Source organism: Sphingomonas paeninsulae (assembly GCF_003660165.1).
Classification (GTDB): domain Bacteria; phylum Pseudomonadota; class Alphaproteobacteria; order Sphingomonadales; family Sphingomonadaceae; genus Sphingomonas_O; species Sphingomonas_O paeninsulae.
On sequence record NZ_CP032829.1, the window covers coordinates 1,790,485 to 1,809,962 of the forward strand.

The 19,478-nt window shown below is 58.5% G+C and carries 23 protein-coding genes; 16 read left to right on the forward strand and 7 right to left on the reverse strand.

What is annotated here, in order from left to right; genetic code table 11:
* Positions 1-18: 18 nt before the first annotated feature.
* Together D3Y57_RS14200 and D3Y57_RS14205 are read right to left on the reverse strand one after the other, a co-directional pair.
* Positions 19-3,153, reverse strand: coding sequence for an efflux RND transporter permease subunit (locus tag D3Y57_RS14200; RefSeq protein WP_121153610.1), 3,135 nt, complete (start codon positions 3,151-3,153; stop codon positions 19-21).
* Positions 3,150-4,295 (reverse strand): efflux RND transporter periplasmic adaptor subunit, encoded by a 1,146-nt coding sequence (locus D3Y57_RS14205; RefSeq protein ID WP_121153613.1) that lies wholly within the window; start codon positions 4,293-4,295, stop codon positions 3,150-3,152. Before D3Y57_RS14205 ends, D3Y57_RS14200 begins: the two co-directional genes overlap by 4 nt.
* 143 nt (positions 4,296-4,438) lie before the next feature.
* Between D3Y57_RS14205 and D3Y57_RS14210 the strand changes: the two genes are divergently transcribed.
* Together D3Y57_RS14210 and D3Y57_RS14215 are read left to right on the forward strand one after the other, a co-directional pair.
* Positions 4,439-4,729 carry a hypothetical protein gene (locus D3Y57_RS14210; protein WP_162987131.1) on the forward strand — a complete coding sequence of 97 codons (291 nt, stop codon included), beginning with the start codon at positions 4,439-4,441 and terminating at the stop codon, positions 4,727-4,729.
* Positions 4,730-4,781: 52 nt separating this feature from the next.
* Entirely contained in the window at positions 4,782-5,000 is a 219-nt protein-coding gene (locus D3Y57_RS14215; RefSeq protein WP_121153617.1) for a hypothetical protein, read from the forward strand.
* 210 nt (positions 5,001-5,210) lie between these two features.
* On the opposite strand, the gene D3Y57_RS14220 is transcribed toward D3Y57_RS14215, so the two are convergent.
* Positions 5,211-5,957 carry a helix-turn-helix domain-containing protein gene (locus D3Y57_RS14220; RefSeq protein ID WP_239025860.1) on the reverse strand — a complete coding sequence of 249 codons (747 nt, stop codon included), beginning with the start codon at positions 5,955-5,957 and terminating at the stop codon, positions 5,211-5,213.
* Positions 5,958-6,124: 167 nt separating this feature from the next.
* On the opposite strand from D3Y57_RS14220, the gene D3Y57_RS14225 reads away from it, so the two are divergent.
* The 14 genes from D3Y57_RS14225 to D3Y57_RS14290 all read left to right on the forward strand — a co-directional run bounded on the left by D3Y57_RS14225 (position 6,125) and on the right by D3Y57_RS14290 (position 16,712).
* Positions 6,125-8,269: a marine proteobacterial sortase target protein gene (locus D3Y57_RS14225; RefSeq protein ID WP_121155971.1), complete on the forward strand. Its 2,145-nt coding sequence runs from the start codon at positions 6,125-6,127 to the stop codon at positions 8,267-8,269.
* Complete coding sequence (locus D3Y57_RS14230; protein WP_121153619.1) at positions 8,266-8,874, forward strand: class GN sortase; 609 nt, start codon at positions 8,266-8,268, stop codon at positions 8,872-8,874. Before D3Y57_RS14225 ends, D3Y57_RS14230 begins: the two co-directional genes overlap by 4 nt.
* A 171-nt stretch (positions 8,875-9,045) precedes the next feature.
* Positions 9,046-10,248, forward strand: a complete 1,203-nt coding sequence (locus D3Y57_RS14235) for a tyrosine-type recombinase/integrase (protein ID WP_121153621.1) — start codon at positions 9,046-9,048, stop codon at positions 10,246-10,248.
* Positions 10,249-10,270: 22 nt separating this feature from the next.
* Positions 10,271-10,543, forward strand: a complete 273-nt coding sequence (locus tag D3Y57_RS14240) for a hypothetical protein (RefSeq protein ID WP_162987132.1) — start codon at positions 10,271-10,273, stop codon at positions 10,541-10,543.
* A gap of 32 nt (positions 10,544-10,575) precedes the next feature.
* On the forward strand, positions 10,576-10,866 hold the full coding sequence (locus tag D3Y57_RS14245; protein WP_121153625.1) for a hypothetical protein: 291 nt from the start codon (positions 10,576-10,578) through the stop codon (positions 10,864-10,866).
* Between the two features lie 100 nt (positions 10,867-10,966).
* A complete protein-coding gene (locus tag D3Y57_RS14250) occupies positions 10,967-11,155 on the forward strand; it encodes a helix-turn-helix domain-containing protein (protein WP_121153627.1) in 189 nt (62 codons plus the stop codon).
* A gap of 208 nt (positions 11,156-11,363) precedes the next feature.
* Entirely contained in the window at positions 11,364-11,561 is a 198-nt protein-coding gene (locus D3Y57_RS14255; RefSeq protein WP_121153629.1) for a hypothetical protein, read from the forward strand.
* Entirely contained in the window at positions 11,558-11,860 is a 303-nt protein-coding gene (locus D3Y57_RS14260; protein ID WP_239025861.1) for a hypothetical protein, read from the forward strand. Before D3Y57_RS14255 ends, D3Y57_RS14260 begins: the two co-directional genes overlap by 4 nt.
* On the forward strand, positions 11,857-12,144 hold the full coding sequence (locus D3Y57_RS14265; protein WP_121153631.1) for a hypothetical protein: 288 nt from the start codon (positions 11,857-11,859) through the stop codon (positions 12,142-12,144). The genes D3Y57_RS14260 and D3Y57_RS14265 overlap by 4 nt, the downstream gene beginning before the upstream one ends.
* Positions 12,144-13,058 carry a DUF7146 domain-containing protein gene (locus D3Y57_RS14270; RefSeq protein ID WP_121153633.1) on the forward strand — a complete coding sequence of 305 codons (915 nt, stop codon included), beginning with the start codon at positions 12,144-12,146 and terminating at the stop codon, positions 13,056-13,058. Before D3Y57_RS14265 ends, D3Y57_RS14270 begins: the two co-directional genes overlap by 1 nt.
* Entirely contained in the window at positions 13,055-14,371 is a 1,317-nt protein-coding gene (locus tag D3Y57_RS14275; protein ID WP_121153635.1) for an AAA family ATPase, read from the forward strand. The genes D3Y57_RS14270 and D3Y57_RS14275 overlap by 4 nt, the downstream gene beginning before the upstream one ends.
* Before the next feature lie 142 nt (positions 14,372-14,513).
* Positions 14,514-15,419 (forward strand): hypothetical protein, encoded by a 906-nt coding sequence (locus D3Y57_RS20235; protein ID WP_162987133.1) that lies wholly within the window; start codon positions 14,514-14,516, stop codon positions 15,417-15,419.
* Positions 15,420-15,763: 344 nt separating this feature from the next.
* Positions 15,764-16,234 (forward strand): Panacea domain-containing protein, encoded by a 471-nt coding sequence (locus D3Y57_RS14285; RefSeq protein WP_121153637.1) that lies wholly within the window; start codon positions 15,764-15,766, stop codon positions 16,232-16,234.
* Complete coding sequence (locus tag D3Y57_RS14290; RefSeq protein ID WP_121153639.1) at positions 16,212-16,712, forward strand: hypothetical protein; 501 nt, start codon at positions 16,212-16,214, stop codon at positions 16,710-16,712. Before D3Y57_RS14285 ends, D3Y57_RS14290 begins: the two co-directional genes overlap by 23 nt.
* A 77-nt stretch (positions 16,713-16,789) precedes the next feature.
* Here the strand turns inward: D3Y57_RS14290 and D3Y57_RS14295 are convergent, their stop codons facing one another.
* The 4 genes from D3Y57_RS14295 to D3Y57_RS14310 all read right to left on the reverse strand — a co-directional run bounded on the left by D3Y57_RS14295 (position 16,790) and on the right by D3Y57_RS14310 (position 19,284).
* On the reverse strand, positions 16,790-17,179 hold the full coding sequence (locus D3Y57_RS14295) for a hypothetical protein (protein WP_239025862.1): 390 nt from the start codon (positions 17,177-17,179) through the stop codon (positions 16,790-16,792).
* A 184-nt stretch (positions 17,180-17,363) separates the two neighbouring features.
* Complete coding sequence (locus D3Y57_RS20240; RefSeq protein WP_162987134.1) at positions 17,364-17,732, reverse strand: hypothetical protein; 369 nt, start codon at positions 17,730-17,732, stop codon at positions 17,364-17,366.
* 1 nt (position 17,733) lies between these two features.
* Positions 17,734-17,997, reverse strand: a complete 264-nt coding sequence (locus D3Y57_RS14305; RefSeq protein ID WP_121153644.1) for a hypothetical protein — start codon at positions 17,995-17,997, stop codon at positions 17,734-17,736.
* Positions 17,998-18,000: 3 nt separating this feature from the next.
* Entirely contained in the window at positions 18,001-19,284 is a 1,284-nt protein-coding gene (locus D3Y57_RS14310) for a hypothetical protein (protein WP_162987135.1), read from the reverse strand.
* Positions 19,285-19,478: the final 194 nt, after the last annotated feature.

Consider the following 19,478-nt stretch of genomic DNA (forward strand, 5'->3'; position numbering starts at 1 on the left):
CCTGTCGCTCTTGAAAGATCAACTCTGACTGGCGGGAACATCCGTAACCAAACCTGTTTCCGGGCGACGACGGCGACGCAGCCGATCGAGATAGATATAGACGACCGGCGTGCTGAACAGGGTGAGTGCCTGAGAGACGACCAGGCCGCCGACAATGGCCCAGCCCAGCGGTTGGCGGAATTCTGACCCGGTACCTTGCATCAGGATCATGGGAACGCCGCCCAGCGCGGCACAGGCTGTCGTCATCAGGATGGGGCGCAGTCGCTGATGCGATGCCTGCCTTGCGGCATCTTCGGCGGAAAACCCGTGTTCGCGCTGGAGACGAAGCGCGACATCGACGATCATAATGCCGTTCTTTTTGACGATGCCGATGAGCAAAATGATGGCGATAATGCCGATCACGTTGAGATCCTGCCCTACAGCTCTCAGCGTCAGTAAGGCACCAAGTCCTGCTGACGGCAGTGTCGAGAGGATCGTGAGCGGATGAATAAAGCTCTCATACAGCACTCCCAGAATGACATATACTGCCACCAACGCTCCAAGGATCAGCAGGGGTTCGGAGGATAGCGACTGCTGGAACGCCTGAGCGGTTCCCTGGAAGGCACCGGTGAGCGCCACGGGCGCCCCCAGCTTATTGCGGGCGTCCTGAACGAGCTGCGTCGCTTCGCCCAGCGATACGCCCGGCGCAAGGTTGAAAGACAGGGTGGCGGCCGGGAACTGGCTCTGGTGGCTGATTGTCAGATTACTGGTGCCGGACGGATCGATCGTCACGAACTGCGTCAGCGGCACTGTCTTTCCGGTGATGGGTGACAGGAGGCGTACGGTGTTGAACAGTTCAGGCGTGGCCTGCAACGTCGGCGGGCCTTCCACGACGATATGGTAGCTGTTGAGCTGGGTGAAATATTGGGCGACCTGATGCTGCCCGATCAGATTGTAGATCGCCGTATCTATATCGGTGGGAGAGATACCGAACCGCGCGGCGGCATCGCGATCGATAATCATGTTGACCGCGCCCGCCTGGGTTTGCTGATCGGAGCTTACATCCTTCAGTTGGGGCTGGCCTTGCAGCGCTGCGAGCAGCTTGGGTGCCCAGATATTCAATTCGCCGAGGTTGGCATCGGAAAGCGTATATTGATATTGTGCCCGTCCGGCCCGACCGCCGACATTGATATCCTGCGCCGCCTGAAGAAAGGTCTGCACGCCGACCAGATCGGCCAGCTTCGGCCGGAGCCGAGCGATGATCTGATCCACCGTTGCGGTCCGGCCACTGTCCTTGGGTCTCAGCGCGATGCTGATATTCGCCTGATTGGCGCTCGATGAGCCAATGAACATCCCAAAAGCGGCGATCCCCCGGTCCTGTTGCAGGACGGACGCAACGTCGTGCAGCTTCCGGGTCATCTTCGTGAACGAGGCATCCTGTGATGTGACCACGACGCCATTGATGAAACCGGTATCCTGTTGAGGGAAAAAGCCGGTGGGCACGGTGAGGTAGAGCACGACGGTCGCCGCCATCGTCGTCAGGAAGATACCGAGCATAAGGGGCATATGGCGCAGGACGACGTCGAGCGCGCGCGCATAGCCGGATTCCAGCTTCGTAAAGCCCCGCTCCAGCATCTTGGTGAAGCGGTTCGACGGCGGAGACGGTGCGCGGAGGAACTGGCCGCACAGCATCGGCGTCAGGCTCAGCGACAGTAGAAGCGAGAGGATGACCGCCGCGCTCAGCGTAATAGCGAATTCGCGCATCAACCGGCCCACTACACCGCCCATGAACATCAACGGCGTGAATACCGCGATCAGCGAGATCGAGATCGTCAATATGGTGAAACTGATTTCACCCGCACCAGCCAGTGCGGCGGCAAAGGGTGGTTCGCCCTGCTCGATGCGTTGCCAGATCACCTCCACCATGACGATCGCGTCGTCGACTACAAAGCCCACAGCAATAGTGAGCGCCATCAGCGACAGATTATCGAGACTGAAACCCAGCGCCAGCATGACAGCGGCCGTCCCGAGCAGCGCCAGCGGAATGACGACGCTCGGGATCAGGGTCGCGCGCAGATTACGCAGGAACAGAAAGATGACGGCGACCACAAGTGCGATGCTGATGAGAAGCGTCGTCTGCACGTCCCTGACCGACGCGCGGATCGTCTGGGTGCGATCCGACAAAACATGAATGGAAATGGCCGGTGGGATATCCGCCTGCAGACCGGGCAAAGCCTGATTGATCCGGTCCACCGTGTCGATGACGTTGGCGCCGGGTTGCTTGTACACGATCAGGAGAATGCTTTGCCCGGCCTTCAGACCCGGATCGGCATTGGCCTTGCCGGGAAAAGCCCAGGCACCGATCTGGTTGTTCTCCACACTCTGAACGGCACCGCCCACGTCTTTGACCCGAACCGGCGCGCCATTGTGATAGCCCACGATCAACTGTTGCCACTCCGCGGCATCGAGGATCTGGTCGTTGGCATAAACTGTCAGATTCTGGCTGGGACCGGTGATTGCGCCCTTTGGTGCATTGACCGTTGCGGCGGCGATCTGGGTACGGACGCCATCGATTTGTAGCCCAAGTGCGGCGACCTTTCGGGGGTCGATCTGGATACGCATGGCGGGCTTCTGCTGGCCGCCAATGTTGACGAGACCAACGCCGTCGATCCGCGAAATCTGCTGTGCCAGGATATTGTCGGCATAATCGCTTATTTGGGGAAGCGTTATCGTGTCTGAACTGAGCGAAAGGATCATGACCGGCGCATCGGCCGGGTTCACCTTTCGAAAGCTGGGCGCGCTGGGCAGGTTGGTGGGAAGCTGGCCACTCGCTGCGTTGATCGCCGACTGGACGTCCTGGGCAGCGGCGTCGATGTTACGCGAAAGCTCGAACTGGAGAGTGATGCTGGTTGTGCCCAGCGAGCTGACCGATGTCATCTGGCTGACGCCGGGTATGAGTGAGAATTGGCGTTCGAGCGGCGTGGCGACATTCGACGCCATCGTGTCGGGACTCGCGCCGGGAAGGCTTGCGCTGACCTGCAGCGTGGGAAAATCGACCTGAGGCAAAGCCGCCACCGGCAGGCTGATATAGGCGATGATGCCGATAAGCAGGAGCGCGATCGCGACAAGCGATGTCGCAACCGGGCGTTGGATGAAGGGACTGGATAGGCTCAACTAACCCGGCCTGCCTGTGGCGGCTGTCCGATAACGCGCACAGGCAGGCCGGGCATCAGCGTCATTTGTCCGTCGGTCACGACAGTTTCGCCCGCTTTTATGCCCGCTTCGATGACTGCGGTCCCGCCCTGGTTCCAGCCTACCTTGATCATCCGAACCACGGCCTTGCCCGCCACAACGACGTAAGCGAACGCGCCATTGGGGCCCTGGCTGACTGCGCCAGACGGGATCGTTACTTTTTGTTCCAGCGTCTGGAGCGTCAGCATGACATTGACGAACTGCCCCGGCCAGAGGCGCCGGCCCGCATTGTTAAAACGCGCTTTCAATTGCACCGTCCCGGTCGCGGGATCGACCTTGTTATCGGCAATACTCAGTTCGCCTGAGCCCAGCGAGGCGTTTGTGTCCTGGCTGAGCGCGACAGTGGTTAAGGGCTTCTGGAACCCTTCGGAAAGATCCGAAAGGTGTTGGAAATCGCCCTGGGGAACCGTGAAGGTTACTGCAATCGGCTCGATTTGATTGACGATGACGATCCCGGTCGTGTCACTCGTACTTACCAGATTGCCCGGATCGACCAGGCGCACGCCGGTTCTACCAGAGACAGGTGAAAGGATGCGACACCAGCGAAGATTGATTTGTGCGGCGGCCGCCACGCCCTCGTCGATATGGACAAGCCCTTCGTCCTGCTGGACCAGAGTAGCTTGAGTCGAAACCTGCTGGAGTGCGATCGAATCCTGTTTCGCAAGAGTCTTATACCGTCCCAGATCCAGGCGAGCATCGCGAAGCAAAGCCCTGTCACGTTCCAACGCCCCTCGGGCCTGAAGAAGCACCGCAACATAGGGCGCTGGATCGATCTGGGCCAAAAGCTGCCCGGCCCGCACATTGGTGCCTTCGACGAATGAGGCGCGGAGCAACTTGCCGTTGACTTGGGTACGAACGAGAACACTGTTCCAGGCTTGCGCCGCGCCCAGTGCGGTGAGGGAAACCGGCACATCCTTTACCGTTGCGACGGCAACCGACACCGGAACGGGGTGGGCTTTCGCGACGTCAGCTGGTTTTTTGTGAAGTATGAACCATGCGATCAGGACGATGGCGGCAAGGCCCAGTGCGGCGAAACCCCAATAAGATTTCCGAGGCAACGTCATAGTGCGTCGTATCCGGCGCGGGACAATTGATGATGCCCGTCGCCAGCTATAAAAGAGTTCAGAGCAGATTTAGTTCCTGTGCTGCCAATGGCGAGTGGCAGCGCTGTGCGTTTTGGTGCGGTTAAGCCAGTGCGGTGCAGCGGGTGGCTATGCCTCGATCAAGCCATATCCTGAATGCCGCGTCGAATCTGCTCGGCATCTCTCTGCTGATAATCGCTGGCCTCAAAATTGCGAATGCAGCTCAAAAAACCCTTGCCGATGAAATCGCGTGGGGCGCAACGCTGCTATTCGCACTGAGTTGCCTACTTTCTTATATTTCGCTGCGTACTGATTCACCCAAGCACAAGATGGCGACTTGGGCAGATCGGGCATTCCTTACGGGCTTGCTTGTTTTGATAAGTGCGGTTCTAGTGTTGGCGTTCACCGCAATCTAACGTTCATACTGGTGAACTAACAATAGCCTTTCCAACAGAGGAGCATTGGAAGATGAATATTACGAAGATCACTGGAATGGCGATGGCCGCCGTCGCAGCTATGGTCCTGACGACCGCGCCAGCCGCCGCCCAATCCCATCAACGCCCGACGCACGCGCAGAATTCGCACCATGCGGCGGCGAAGCACCATCGTGTACAAAAGCGGAAGGTCTGCAAGACCGAGCGTCACCACGGCAAGCGCGTTAAGGTCTGCCGCTGGGTTCGTCGCTAAAAGATCGGGGGCGACCGCTTGTCGGTCGCCCCATGAATCTGCTTGGCAGATCAGGCCGACCCGATCCGATTTCGCTGCAATTTTATCGGTATTAACTTTTCGATTCGCTAGAGCGTTTTCGAACCGGATGGAATCATCCGGTGACTCGGAAAACGCGTAAAATCAAAAGACTAGAGCAGCCGAACCGATGCAATCGGATCGGATACTGCTCTAAGTCACCGGATAAAAGCGTGCGAAATCGTCTGCCGTCGATCTGCGCAATCTGTCGCGATAAGCTGTATAAATTGCAGACTCCGGCATGATGAGCCCCATTGAGGCATCGTCGCTGGCCGAAAGTTTGGACAAAGACACCGGACAGGCAGCAGGCACCAGCTGAGAGCCGGGACCAACCTGCAAAGTCGTCAACACACCGTACAACACCCCGTCTATTGTTGGGCGACCAAGGATCATCAGCCGATGCTGGCCCGTCGTGTTGGTAACAAGATAGATATGGCCCGAAAGGTTGGGCATGGAAACGTGACCGCCTTGCTCGAAACGGGCATCGAGCCGTTCGGATTCTGCAAAACCAAGATGGCCGTCGTCAGGAAGCCAGCGGATTGTCGTTAGATAGGCGTAAATCGCGTTCGGCGTGCCAAAGCTTGGGCGCAACGTCAGATATCGGCCCTCGATCCAGCCGACTGCGGATCGGGCGTAAGCGCCCATGTCTTCTGGTGCGGTATCGGACCCTGTTGTTGCCTTTCCCCCGTGACGAAGCTTTACGCCAAGTGACTCCTCGATCCGCAACGTCGACGCCAAGGTGAAGGGACGCGTCCCGGCCAGCGCTTTTTCGAGCGTCGAGAGGCTTATTCTTGCCATGTCGGCGAGCGCCTGTCGTGAGATGCGGCGGCGTGCGATTTCCTCGCGCACAAGCACGCCAAACTCGTGGCTCTCGCTCTCGATCAGATTCTGGTCCTGCATGTCGCTCCTTGCCCGGACATATCCGCACATTTCCGGACTTATCGTCAACGGCCCGTAACACACCTCCGCGCTGGGCGCATGATGGCAGAAACAGGCCGAGACTGCTCGTGGTTGTCCGGCATGTCGTCATCATAGGGGAATGGCTCCCAACCGATGGAGTCCTGAAAATGCCCCGCTTCTTTCATTGCAGCCGCGCCCTGATCCCCGCGATCACGCTTATCGTCGCAGCACCCGTCGCCCTGATCGCATATACTTCGACCGCTGCGGCAGAGGCCAGCGACAGCGCAGTGGACGACGAGGGACCGGGCGCTGGCACATTGATGTTGCGCGGTTTGAAATCGACCGAAACGCTGCCTGCCGTCCGTTTGGGCACCAACATGGACGTTACCGTAAGCGGTTCGATTGCGCGGGTTCGTGTGACCCAGGTATTCCGCAACACGTCCGACAAATGGATGGAGGCGACCTATCTTTACCCTTTGCCAGAAGATGGCGCGGTCGACAGTCTGAAAATGGTCATTGGCCAGCGCGTTATCGTCGGCCAGATCGAAAAGCGCGCCGTCGCCCGCGCCCTTTATGAAAAGGCGAAGGCCAGCGGGCAGAAGGCCGGACTGGTTGAACAGCAGCGTCCGAATATGTTTACGAACAGCGTCGCAAACATCGGACCCGGCGAAACCGTGCTGGTCTCGATCGAGTATCAGATGCCGGTCAAACAGAGTCGGGGCAGCTTCTCGCTAAGACTGCCGCTGGTCGTTGGGCCGCGCTACACACCGCCGCACACGCTGACATCGGCAACGGCGGTCGCTGATGCGAATGCAGTGACATCTGCTCCCGTGCTTAATCCGAAAGCTGGGCAGACGCTAAACCCGGTTTCGATCACCGTGCGTTTGGCGCCGGGCTTTCGGCTCGCCAACGTTATCAGCCCCTATCACCGTGTCGCCATCACCGGCCACGGCGATGAACGCACGATCAAACTGGCGGCGGGCACGGTGCCAGCCGATCGCGATTTTGAACTCGATTGGCGCTCGGCCTCGGCCGATCCAACGCTTGGCTTGTTCCGGGAGCACACTGACTATGGCGATTTTGTGATGGCGACGATCAACCCTCCGGTCGATCAGGCCAATGCTCCGACCCCGCCGCGGGAGATGGTTTTCGTGATCGACAACAGCGGGTCGATGGGTGGCGCATCGATGGACGAAGCAAAGGCGAGCCTGATCTATGCGCTCAAGACCTTGCAGCCGCAGGACCATTTCAACATCATCCGTTTCGATGACACGATGACTCAGTTGTTTACGCACAGCGTGGCAGCGACGCCGGACCAGATCGCGCTGGCAACACGCTTTGCTGAGGGCCTTAAGGCGGCTGGCGGTACTGAAATGCTGCCTGCTCTGAAAGCGGCGCTGGCCGATGCTGCCAGCAGCGGAGGCCCAACCGCCGTGCGTCAGGTCATCTTTCTCACCGATGGAGAGATTTCGAATGAACAGGAAATGCTCGCGACCCTCGGCGAAGATGGCGGACGATCGCATATCTTCTTCGTCGGGATCGGATCTGCCCCCAACGATCATTTGATGACCCGGATGGCAACAATTGGTCGCGGCGCCTTCACTCATGTCGGCAGCCCAGAGGAAGTTGCGGCAAAGATCACGCCGCTGCTCGACATGCTGCGCCACCCGGCAATGCAGAATATAACGGTTAAGGTTTCGGGCGGAACGCTCGACCTGACGCCACGCGATTTGCCCGACCTGTATTTTGGGCAGCCACTCGTTCTCGTCGGGAAAACCGATCACTGGTCGGGGACGCTGACGGTCAGTGGAACCATCGCGGGCAAGGCGTGGCAGCGCAGTGTTGTGCTGTCCGACGCCAAAACCAGTCCATCGGTTGCCAAGCTCTGGGCGCGTCGTCGCATCGACGATATCGAAGCTGACAGGACGCTCGGTAAGCTCGATACGGACAAGGCGAACGATCAGATTGCCGAGATCGGTCTCGCCAATTCTCTGGTCACCAGCCAAACGAGCCTCGTCGCAATCGACCGCACGCCGGTGCGTCCCGCCGGTGAAGGACTGGTTCGCGAGGATTTGCCCCTAAACTTGCCCGCAGGATGGGATTTCGACACGCTTTTCGGTGGAGAAAGCGGCAAGGCGGCGATGCGTAACGTCGATACGCTGGCCGCGCGCGCAGCGGAACAGGCAACCGCACTGGCGCTACCGAAAACCGCGACGGGCTTTGTCGGCGCAATCGTTAATGGGCTGGTGCTGCTCCTGTTGGGAATCGGCGGCCTGTTCTTCCTCCGTCGTCACCGGGGAGCAGCCCAATGAACTATGTCCTGACATCGAACGGCACGGTATCGTGGAGGGGCCCCGCGCGTGTCCTCTCGATTGCACTTTGCCTCGCGGGCTTCGTGCAATTTGCGACCGGCGCGATCGTGCCAGCCAAGGCAATGGTCGCGCAACTTTTGCTTGAGCGGGCCTTCGATCGCAGCGTCGCCACGCATCGTTCGCAAAAGCCCTGGCCATGGGCCGACATGGCACCAATCGCCCGGATCAGTGTGCCACGGCTCGGGGTGGATAGCATCGTGCTCGACACCGGATCAGGTCAGGCGATGGCTTTCGGGCCGACGTTGCTTCCGGGCGGCGCGCGCCTTGGCGCACCCGGCACCGCAGTCATCGCTGCGCACCGCGATACTCACTTCCGGTTCCTAGAGCACGTTCGAACTGGCGATCTAATTGCCGTTAAAAGTCTGGACGGAACGACACAAAGATATCGCGTGAATGGTGCCGAGATCGTTAGATGGGACAAGTTCGCTGTCGATACTGAAGGGGCGGCTGCCCAACTTGCCTTGTCCACCTGCTATCCATTCGGTGCGTTGGATCACGGGCCGCTGCGGTATGTTGTCCATGCGAGTCAGATTGAAAAGCGTTGAATTTCTGGTGGAGCTGAGCTCCGCATAACTGGCGTCCAGCAGCATCCGTGACCATCTGAAAACCGGCCGTTGTCGGAGACGTCGCCCGTATCAATGTCCGTGACTATCCGGGGTTATCCTGTTACAGTCCCCACACAATGTGGGGTACGGTGTGGGGTTTGACGGACGCGCGTGGGTAAACTGACAACCTTGAGCTTTAAGGCGGCAATAGCGCCGGGAACCTATCAGGATGGCGAAGGGCTGATGCTCGTCGTCAAATCTGCCAAATCCCGATCATGGCAGGTCAGAGTGCAGGTTGATGGCAAGCGCCGCGACTTTGGGCTTGGGTCCGCTGGCAAGGTGTCGCTATCGGCAGCACGGGCTAAAGCTCAGGAGCTACGGACACTCTATCAGTCTGGTGTCGATCCGGTCGCGAAGAAGCGCGCCGATAAACTAGCAAGGTTGAGCATCCCTACATTTCGCGAAGCTGCCAAGCTCGTGCACGACGAGCAAAAGGCAGGCTGGCGCAATGTGAAGCATCGTGCCGACTGGCTTTCCAGTCTCGAACGACTTGCCTTCGATCACATAGGCGATGAGCGGATTGATCTTGTTGACGTTCCAATGGTTCGTGACCTTTTGCTTCCGATCTGGCTGGAGAAGCCTGAGACCGCTCGTCGCGTTCGTCAGCGCGTGAAGGCGGTCCTCGACTGGGCTGCGGCGAAGGGCTTTCGCACATCGCTCGATTTAAGCGGATTGAACAAGGGACTACCCCGCCAACCCAAGGGCGATAATCACTTTGCAGCGATGGACTATGTGAAGGTCCCCTCGTTCATCGCCGCGGTTAAGGCTGCTCCCGAAACCACGGGTCGGCTGGCGCTCCTGTTCACGATTTACACTGCCGCGCGATCTGGTGAAGTCCGAGGTGCGACGTGGGGCGAAATCGATCTCGACGCCAAACTTTGGACTATCGCCGGTATCCGCATGAAGGCGGGTAAGGAGCATATCGTCCCATTGCCCGCACCAGCCGTGAAGATACTTAAGCATCTGGCGGAGGCGCGCAAAGGCGGGAAGGGCGAAGTCATCTTCATCGGCACGAAGGAAAGGCCGATCAGCGATATGACTATGTCCAAGGTTCTACGCGACATGTCCGAGCCATTCACCGTCCACGGCTTTCGGTCATCGTTCAAAGACTGGGCCGTCGAATCCACCGGCTTCCCTGACGCCGTGTCCGAGGCGGCTCTGGCCCATCTCGATAAAGACAGGGTCCGGGCTGCTTATCGCCGCACGGATTTTCTTAAGATGCGCGGAGACCTCATGGCGGCATGGGCAAACTTCGTTGACGGCGGGGGCGGCGTCGTGCGCGATATTACCGAACCCGCACGTCTGGCAGGATGATTTTAGATATGGGACCAAATGCGTGACACGACCTACATCGAAGTGGCTGGAAGATTTGAACTTCGTCCTTGGCCATAATGCTGACCGTGTTCGTGACGCCGGGAACCACAAGGCCAAACTGAGTGCGTTGCTAACCTACATCGATGACCTGCGCGAGATGCTGGCGAAGCTGCCTGCGTCCGACCCGTTGGCGCTCGATCCACTTAAGTTGTTGGTCGGCGAAATTGACCGTCTTCTAGCTCACCGTAAATCTGAGGTGCTCAAGCCATCGGAGGGGACAAAAGTGCCGGTCTGACGATTGCAGATCATGCCTTGCGCGCTCGGGCGATGCAGTATGTCGAATGTTATCGGGCCATTGGGCAGACTGATGCTCAAGCCTTCGGTAAGGTCGCTGCGTTGTTCAAGGCATACCCGGGACACAAAGGCCAGTTCGGCACCGCTACCGTGAAGGAATGGTGGCACGAAACGCACAAGTTCGGGCGGCTTGCCAACCAGAGAGAAGCATTAGATCAAACATGGGACGGCTTAGGCGACATCCTCAAAGAGCGTAAAACAACGGCCGCGGAGCTAGACCGCGATCTCGCCATCCTCGAAGCGCGGCGAGCAAAAGCGAACTGAAATCAGCCTTTCCGATACCGGCCTATCGGTATCCCGACCCACGCTACGGCAACTGTCTTTCAGCGACCACGGACAGCCGTGGATGCAATGGAGACAGAAGATGACTGAACCTCTAGCCTTCACAATCCCGGAAGCAGTTGCCACCTCGCGTGTATCCCGCTCCGAAATCTATGCCGCCTTGCAGCGAGGCGATCTCGAAGCAAAGAAACGCGGACGCCGCACGCTGATACTTCGTGAGGAGCTTCAACGTTTCATGTCCAGCCTGCCAGCTTATCAGGCGGCTGCGTGAGTCATGCCAGCAACAGCACGGGCCGTCGCCCCTGAGACGAAGAAGGGCCGGACCGCCACAGTCCGACCCTCCACGAATTTGCTTAGCAACAGCGTCGCCATTGATACCACTGAAGCTTTGCTATCGCAATTGCCTTGGGCGTGGCCAAAGCCGCCGTGTCTTGGCTGCTTTCCGATCCTCGTCCGTCACTATTTCGGGGAGGCTCACCATGTCGGATGAACAGCAAGATCATCGCGTAGCGGCAATGGCGATCATTACGTCCGGCGCGGCACTCCGCCCGAAAGAGGGTCAGTTCCTCGGCGGCATCGCTTTCGACGCCAATCCCCTCACGGAAAAGCAGTCAAACTGGTTGTCTATCCTGCTGGCGCGTCACGGCTTCGATGAATTGAATGGAGGCACGGCATGAACATGCATTCAGCCATATATCCCGACGCCCCGGGCCACCGCGGCATCGACACTAGTATTGAAGCCGCTGACGCTATTGCTGCGGTGGCCGGCCCCCTGCGCAGGCTCGTCTATGCCGCTATCTATGGCGCTGGCAGCGTTGGGCTCACCACCGATGAGATTGCCGTCGCCCTCGATATGCATCGATACAGCGTCCAGCCGCGCACGTCCGAACTGAAGTGCGATCACCGCATCGAGGATAGCGGGCGGCGTCGGAAGAATGCGTCGGGCTGTAACGCCATCGTCTGGGTCGTGACATGAGTGGCCGTATCCTGCCGATGCGGACGCCACATCGAGATCGACACGGCACAATCCACGTCCAAGGCGATAGCGTCGATGGATTTACCGTTAGTCACGAGTCGTCGTCGGGCAGTTCATGGGGCGAGCTCCACGGGCCGTTTCCGCTCGGCCAATCGGCGATTGCCTTCGCTTATGGCCTAAACCGCGACGAGCATGAGGGTGTCTGCAATATCTCGATTTGCGATGGCGCTGTTCGACACGCAAGTCCCGATGTTGGGCTTGTAACATTGCCGGGAGAATTCTGATGCGAATTGATCTCGACACCATACGCGCCGCACATTCGCTTACCTCAGTCGCAGGAGCCGTCGTTAAACTGAAGCGCGCAGGCAACGAGATGGCGGGCTGTTGTCCGTTTCATGCTGACAAGTCACCCAGTTTCACGATCTACAGCGGGGGGCAGCGTGGTCACTGTTTCGGCTGCGGCTGGACAGGTGATGTGCTGGACTTCGTAATGAAGCTGCACGGCGTGTCTCTCCCGGAAGCAGCCGACATGCTCACTGGTGGGAACCTGCCGGTTGTCCAGGTCGCGCCCATCGTCAGAAATCGGCCACAAAAGGACGAACGTGACACCACAGCCGAGGCGCTGGCAATCTGGAATGAGGCGGTGCCAATTACCGGCACGCCGGCAGAGGTGTATCTACGTCGCCGCAGCATCACGGTTGCCTTGCCCCCATGCCTGCGGTTCGCTTGTATTCGATACGGCTGGGGCAGTATTCTGCATCCGGCGCTTATCGCGGCCATCACCTCACCAGCTGGGGATCTGATCGGCATCCAGCGCACTTACCTGACCGAAGATGGTGGCAAGGCTCCGTTCGATAAGGTGAAGCTCTCGCTGGGTCGGGTGCGCGGTGGCGCGATCCAGCTCGGTGCGGCAACCGCCAGCATGCTCGTCACTGAGGGGCTTGAGGACGGTCTGACGCTCTTTCAGGTGTTGGGACGGTCTGTATGGGTATCGGCCGGCACGTCGATGCTGCCAGCTATAGAGTTTCCGCCGATAGTGCGGGCTGTGGTAATCGGCGCTGACGGCGATGCTCCCGGCGAGGCAGCAGCGCAGAAAGCGGCGGAAGCATACTCACTGGCCGGATGCATCGTCAGGATCATGCGCCCTGCGGCACCGCATAAAGACTTCAATGCTGAAGCTATGGCGGTGAATCTATGACCGCTATCCCATTGCACCAACGCTTCGAACAAATCGAGCAAAACGAACCATTCAGCGCGCCGAATCTCCCGGCACCGCTGAAGATCACGGCAACGCCCTATCAGTGGTGCGACCCGTCGCAGATAAAGCTCAGAGAGTGGGTCTACGGTCGATCCATCCAACGCGGGCACCTTCGCGCCGTCGTGGCACAGGGTGGAGCCGGTAAGACCATTCTGAGCGTGGGCGAGGCATTGTGCATGGCGACAGGTCGCAATCTCCTTGGACAGACAGTGCCGGGTGGCCCTAAACGCGTGTGGCTGTGGAATCTTGAGGATGATGGCGACGAACTCGCCCGCATCGTCCAAGCTGCATGTCTGCATTGGGACATTGCGCCCGAGCACATCCGCGACCGGCTCTTTATAGACAGTGCGCTCGACGGGGCTCCCCTAAAGCTGGCCAGTTCGACCAATGCGGCTGGGCTCGTGATCAACCGTCCGCTCGTCGAGGCGCTGACTGACGAAATGAAGGGCAGGGAGATCGATTACCTCCACGTCGATCCGTTCGTATCGTCCCACTCGGCGAACGAGTCCGACAATATGGAGATCGACGCCATTGCCAAGGAATGGGCGATGGTCGCCAAGAAGTCCGAGGCTGGGGTCGGGCTTGCCCATCACATCAGCAAGGCCGGGGCGGGAGAAGCGACCGCAATGCATGCCCGCGGTGCCGTCGCTCTCATCAACGCCTGCCGTTCGGTGCTGGTTCTCAACCGCATGTCGGACGAGGAAGCCAAGCGTTACGGCATTGAAGACGAGCGCCGACGCCGGTTTTTCCGTGTCTATGACGACAAGAACAACCGCGCGCCGCCCAGCGACAAGTCCGACTGGTATCAGATGGCCTCGGTGAGCCTGGGCAACGGCATCAATGACGATGGCGATAACATGGGTGTGGTCGTGCCATGGTCACCGCCTGACGCATTCGACGGTGTCACTGCTGATCACCTATATCGCGTTCAGTGCCTAGTTTCCGAGGGAACATGGCGGGCCGACGTTCAGGCATCTGCATGGGTCGGGAAGCCCGTTGCGCAGATCATGGGCCTGAGCTCAGAGGCTGATGTAAAAGCCGACCGAGCCCGCATCAACATGCTGTTGCGCACATGGATTGGCACCGGCGCGCTTGTGAAGACTGAAGGAAAGGACAGCAAAAGCATGTCGCGGACCTTCGTGGAGGTCGGTGAATGGGCTGTTCAGGGCGTTCCCCCCACCTCTCAAGGTGTGGTGAGGAAGGGTGTGGAAGGTGAGGGGCCTGCAATTCCACACCACACCTCCCCCCTTTAGGGGGAGGGGGTGGGGAAGGTAGCCCGAGGGCAAGAATCGCAGGTGTGGAAAATCGAGGTGTGGAACGTTCGCCGACGAGCCGGGTGATATTTCCTGACACGGCAAATGCCGCCTTTGACGCGGAAGCATGGAGAGATTGAAAATGACTTCAGACAAATTGAACAAGATGACCGCGGTTGCTGATCAGCGTCGCGAGCCTACCCCGGGCGAGAAAGAGGCGGCAGTGGTGGCAACCGCCCGTCGCGAAAGCCGCCTTGATCGGGTTCAGGTCGCCATGACAAACAAGGGCAGCGATCAATATCAAATAAGTTCCCCCCATTCCGATGAGGCGGGGACGCATTTCCAACTTCTCGACGCGGTAGGGACCAGCTCACCGGCCTTTGCCGATTATGCTGTCACATCTCTCGCAAATATCGCTCGCAGCCGGGGGCAAGAGGCCGTGACCGAAACGCAGATGAACGCCGCGCTGGCCATGCTCGATGGGTATAAGCCTGAAAACGAAATGGAGGCGATGCTCGTCGCGCAGGTGTTCACGTGCTTTGACGTAGGCATGGACATGGCGAGACGCGCCAAACAATCCAGTTCTCGCGAGATGATGGACTCCTGCATGACGGCCTCGACGAAGATGATGAGAACGCTGAACGCGACCGTGGATACGTTGTCAAAATTGCGGCGCGGCGGCTCTCAGACTGTGCGGGTAGAGCATGTTCATGTTTATAATGGAGGACAGGCAATTGTCGGAAATGTCGGAACCGGGGGTGGGGCCATCAGAAAAAAGGGCGGACAATCCCATGCAGCCAAAACCGTCCCGCAAGCCGCAACCGCCACGGTTTCCCTGTCAGGCTCGAACGCGGCTGGGCCATTTGTGCAAATCCCCGTCGATGCCGAATGGTCGATGCCGGATGCACGGCGGGACAAACCCCGGCGCGCCCAAAGGCAATCGAAACGCGTGGAAGCACGGCGGTCGGTCGCGGGAGACGATCGAGATGCGGCGGAAGATCGCCCGTCTGAATTGCGAGATGCGGGATCGGTTAGACTGAGAGGGTGATTGCCTCGCACCAGCAAGCCCAACCGGGGTATGCCAATTGTTGACGATGCTGAGATCGAGTGACTCAGATATTGACGGGTCCGTCAGCAGATCGCCGAGAAACGTTGCATCAGAACTGCGTTGACATAGCTCAGAACGCAAAAACATTATTTTTGGCCTTCGAGCCTAAGCTAAACGGTGTGCATCTCTAGAGGCCCATTTAGCCGCCTGAGCGGCATATCCGACATATCTCTGTCAAGCGGCTATTTGACAATCGGAGGCCGGATAACGAAATAGGTAGTTGAAGCTGGCAGGCGATTACGCGTGCCGGTTTTCCTGATTCAACTGCCAAGGAGGGCAACGCGATGACGTCATTCCCACCACTTGCAGTCGCTAACGCTGTACTCGACGAAGCTCGATCACAAGGTAAGTCGCTGACGATAATGCAGTTGCTTAAGCTGGTTTATATCGCTCATGGATGGTCGCTCGCGTTGTTGAGTGCTCCGCTGGTAAACGAGGAACCTGAGGCGTGGCAGCACGGCCCTGTGTTTCCTTCCATTTATCGTGAGTTCCGAAGGTTTGGTTCGCAGCCCATCCAGGGCAACTCAGCAGGACCATTTGGACTTCTGTCTGACTCGCAGCGCTCGATTATTCATTCGGTTGTGCAAAATTACGGGGACATGCACGCGTTCGCTCTTTCCCGCATCACCCATGAGGTGGACACACCTTGGTTCAAAACTTATCGCGGAGGAGTGGGGAGTTCGAGCGACATCCCTAACGCAGTAATTGCTGACCATTACAAAAAGCTTGCACATGACCGACGAGCCACTTCCTAACGATACGATTGGAAGCATCATTGGTGATGCAGCAGCCGGGGAGGCTTCCTCGGCTGCTTTGGCCCCTGATGATTTCAAAGCGCTCGCCGACCACGTAGAACTTCTCACAGCAGACTTCGGGCGCTGGGAATCCTATAAAGCAGCCTCGGTTGAATATATTGCGGTGTTTGCAAACGAAGTTGTTTGGCACAAGCGCATACGCTTAGCTGTGTCGATAGCTTGCGGTGTTCTTGTCGTCTTTCTCGCTGGCGTTCTTGTCGTCTCCCTTTGCCATGCTGACAGTTTCGGGGCAGACCAAGCCCACGCGCTAACAGCGATAATCGCTGCAACTGTCACGGGATGCGTGGTTGTCACAATCGCCGTAACCAGGGGAGCGTTTTCGACGCTGACTGATCGCAACGCTGGCTTACCCATGCCAGAACATATGAAAGAAATTGTCGAAGCCGCGAAAAGTATCATCGGAGGCGGACACATCTAGCCGAGATCGGGCATGGTGATCCTTTTTGTTGGCTGACATAAATAATCTCGGCAAGATAGCGGTTCCGCTTGAGCCATTCAGTTCAGCACCATCGCCTGAACGATCGCCTGCATCAGCGCCTCCGTGGGCACGGGTACGCTCACGCTGACATATCCGGGGTTATAGGCAGACCGTCGCCCATAGGTTTCGATCCACCGCCTGCCGTGATGTCGCCATGCCCGTTGCAGGGCTGGCACAGGAAGCAGAAAGCACCGCCCGCTCGGCGCATAGGCATAGGCGATGAAGTCGCAGGCCAGCGGCTTCTGTATCCAGCCAGGTATGCGGCGGCGCTCGTCGCTCCATTGCTCAAGCAGGATGTCGGGCCAGTCTTCGGCCCTGATCTTCTCGTCGATCGTATATGTGCGGCCACACGATAGGGTAAGCAGCCGATCGATGCCGCCGCGCTGCGCCCAGCCGTCCTGTTTCACAGCAACCGCCGAGGCCAATCTCGGGAAGGCTTTTCGATATAGCGGCAGCCACCAATCTGCATCTCGGTACTCGTCCGACATCGCAAGGCTATCGGCAAACCTATGCAAACGCGGCTTACCCGCTAGCCGAGGATCGCGGCTAGCGGGTGGTTTGACGGATGGGCGGCGCGCTGGCTGCGCTGCGTTAGTCGTGGGCGTTCTCTGCCCCTTTAGCGAGTTCCGAGCCTTCGCCATCCTCGGCGTCGTCTTCATCACCCGGATAGCCATCGCCGCGACCAAATAGCGCGGGGCAGTTGCCCACGTCGTCGTCTCCGGCCCAGCAACCGTCAACGTCGCCGTCCTCAGATTCTGCGTCTCCGTCCATCTCATCTAGCCGGTCGATCATGTGAGCGGTCAGTCGGGATAGGGCGGCTCGGGGAAATGAGGGCATGTTGGCCAACATCTGGCTTGTCCAACTGGGATCGTCAGCTCGCGACCAGCGCCGCGTTCGGCACCGTGACCATGACGTCTGCGGATCATTCGACGCTCGGATTGTGACATGTGCGCTGCGCATGTCAGGCCTCCATCAGAGAGAGTGAGCGAATTTCATGCTCGATGGCATCCCGCTCGACGCGAGACAGTGCGCTTATCATCGCGCGGGCTGCTGTCTGCTGTTCATCAGTAAATCCCCAGCCGGAATAGCCGAGCAGGACCCGACCGTCCGCCATGCAGCCATACCAGCCGCCTTTATCGATAAACGAAGGCATCCAATCTGTCGGGACTGGCTTTGGTTTGAATTGTTCCGCAGATTGCGGGACAATTGTTTGTGCGGAAGTCATCTTTCAAGCCTCCATGCCAGCGAGACGACGGGCATCGCTAATGATGTTGTCCCAGTCTTCAGAGTGGACTTCTCTCTGGCCCCGGCTGGTCTCTTCCATCTTAATGACGAGGGCCGCTAAGGTCGGAGCAGGGGTTTCAATCAGTGTTTCAAGTGCGGGCAAGGCAATGGCAGAGACGGCGTCCGCAGCCTCGTTGGCGTAATCGCCAACAAGAATGCTCCAAAGAGCCCATGCCTTGCGGTACTGACCCAGCGCGGCATCCCAAGCTTGTTTTTCGGAGGGTGTAGGACGAACCAAGGGCGCTTGTTCCGCCATCTGTTCTAGGTCTTCAACCGCGCTCCAGAGCATCTGATGATAGAGATCGCTGACCAGAAGCCCTTGGGCAAATCGCTCGGTCCTCGTGTCGAGCACGGCATCATCCGACCAATCCAAACCCACGATGGCACCGAATGAGCGCTTTATTTTCATAGCCACCCCCTTCGCCGTCGTCGCTTTTGCAGTCTTCAGGATTTGGTCGGCTGGGTCCGCGATCTTGAAAAAGCTCTCGTCTTCCACGTTGGGATCGGTGCTGCCGAGTTCGGCAAACGCGGCGCGATAGGCGTGAAATGCCTCGACTAGAGCCGGGTTCTCTGCGGGTGAACTTAACGCGCCCGCCTCACGCGCCGCGCTTATGAGGATTGAGGCTGCGTTGTCCGTGGAAAATGCGGCAATATCCACGGCCAGCCGTCCATCGCGCTGAGAGGGCTCGCATTCAAATAGGCCGAGAAGAACTTTGGCGGCAATGTCGCTTGTCGATCGAGCGGTAATGTTGGCGACGTTTTTGGCGGCGTTAGACAACATTAGCCCAGCGTCGTCTGTTTGATCAAAATGAGCGGTCCGCATCGCATCAGCCGCCTGTGCGAGTTCGGCCGATATTCCGGGGAATGCGTCCGGTAAGACGTAATCGTTGCCGATCTGCTGGCCCCATGTCGGGTCGCACACAGCCCCTGACCCAGCCAGCCGCTGTAAGTCAGTAAGTACCGGCGCCATCATATGCTGGTATCCGTCCTTTTGAATGACCTGCATTTTAGTCGTGATCGCGGCCAAGTCTGGCGCAGGAAATTTCAGAAGCGCCTCGATCTTCTCACCGTGGAATTCTGCTGCGGCGTCAAAGCCGTCTAAATCCTTCTCGCTGTCGATTGAATTCACGAGCTTTGTGGCAGCGCCGTAAGCAGCGAACCTCTCCGCCCATGTTTCAGCATCGTGGGTTGCGAGCGTGTTATTTGCATCTAGGATAAGGTCAGCCATTGTCGTCTCCATATGACGGGTTCGGTTAGGCCGGATGGGAAGGTCCAATCTCCCATTCCGGCCGCTAAGCTCATGCTCAACTGATACTAATGGTATCACTGGTTTTACTGGTATACAAGCGCAAACTGATGCTAAAGGTATCAGTATGCAGATGACAATCGAACAGTGCCGAGCGGCACGCGCATTACTTGGGT